General features: G+C 62.5%; 1 protein-coding gene. It reads right to left on the bottom strand.

The window, feature by feature from the left end:
* Positions 1-44: 44 nt before the first annotated feature.
* Entirely contained in the window at positions 45-1,103 is a 1,059-nt protein-coding gene (gene dinB, locus M2S36_RS15500) for a DNA polymerase IV (RefSeq protein WP_172827523.1), read from the bottom strand.
* Positions 1,104-1,345 lie beyond the last annotated feature (242 nt).

Here is a 1,345-nt window from a genome sequence, read left to right on the forward strand (position 1 = left end):
CAAGGCCGCTCCCACAGGGGGCCGTGCAGCCAGGCCCAGGCCATTTATTGAGGCGGGAACAGCTCCAGCTGCTCATGCGCCCCGCGCAAGTCGCGCAACCTTACGCCTACCCCCAGCAAGCGCACCGGCTTGCCACCCCGGGCAAACGCCTGCCCCAGCAACTGTCGATAACTCTCCAGGTCCCTGCCCGCCCCTGCCTGCTCCATGGTGGTCTGGCTGAAGTCATGGAACTTGACCTTGACGAAGGGTTTTTCCGGCCGGTAACTGCTGTCCATGCGGGCAATACGCTCGTTCAGGCTTTCCAGCAACTCGGGGAGCCGTGCCAGGCAACTGGCCAGGTCCGGAAGGTCGGTGTCGTAGGTGTTTTCCACACTGACCGACTGCCGGCGGCTGTCATTGTGCACTGCACGCTCATCGATACCCCGCGCCAGCCCCCACAAACGCTCGCCAAAGCTGCCGAACTCGCGCACCAGCGCCAGACGCGACCATTCGCGCAGCTCCAGGCAGGTTTCGATCCCCAACCGCGCCAGCTTGTCTGCCGTTACCTTGCCCACCCCGTGCAACCTGGCCACCGGCAGGGCGGCGACGAACGCCTCCACTTCGCCGGGGGTAATCACGAACAGGCCATTGGGCTTGCGCCAGTCACTGGCGATCTTGGCCAGGAACTTGTTCGGCGCCACACCGGCCGAGACGGTTATATGCAGGGTGCGGGCGACGCGCCGGCGGATATCCTCGGCAATACGCGTGGCGCTGCCCGAGTACCACTGGCTGTCGCTCACATCCAGGTAGGCCTCGTCCAGCGACAGCGGCTCGATCAGCTCGGTGTAGTCGCGGAAGATCGTGTGGATTTCCCGCGAGGCCTCACGGTAGGCCTCGAAGCGCGGCTTGACGATCAGCAAGTCCGGGCACAGCTTCAGCGCATGCCGCGACGACATGGCCGAGCGCACGCCATAGGCACGCGCTTCATAGTTGCAGGTAGCGATCACCCCTCGATGGTCGGGCGAGCCCCCCACCGCCATGGGCCGCCCGGCCAGGCGTGGGTCGTCACGCATTTCGATCGCGGCATAGAAGCAATCGCAGTCGACATGGATGATCTTGCGCAAGGACATGGATGACCGTCAGCACTGTAAATTCATACAGATAGTATCGCATGCGCCCTCGGGGTATGCAGCCTGTAGGCGGCATTGCTCGATAATCGGCCTGAAAGCCCCGTCGTGCCTGAGCTGCGCGTCATATTCAAACGCTAAGAGTTTGAACAGGAAAGGTTTTTTTCAGAAAAAAGCTTGACAGCCACGGGTAAATCCGTAGAATTCGATCTCACAGGCGCGGGATGGAGCAGCCTGGT

Origin of the sequence: Pseudomonas sp. SF2 (assembly GCF_036858055.1) — a bacterium.
Taxonomy (GTDB): Bacteria; Pseudomonadota; Gammaproteobacteria; order Pseudomonadales; family Pseudomonadaceae; genus Aquipseudomonas.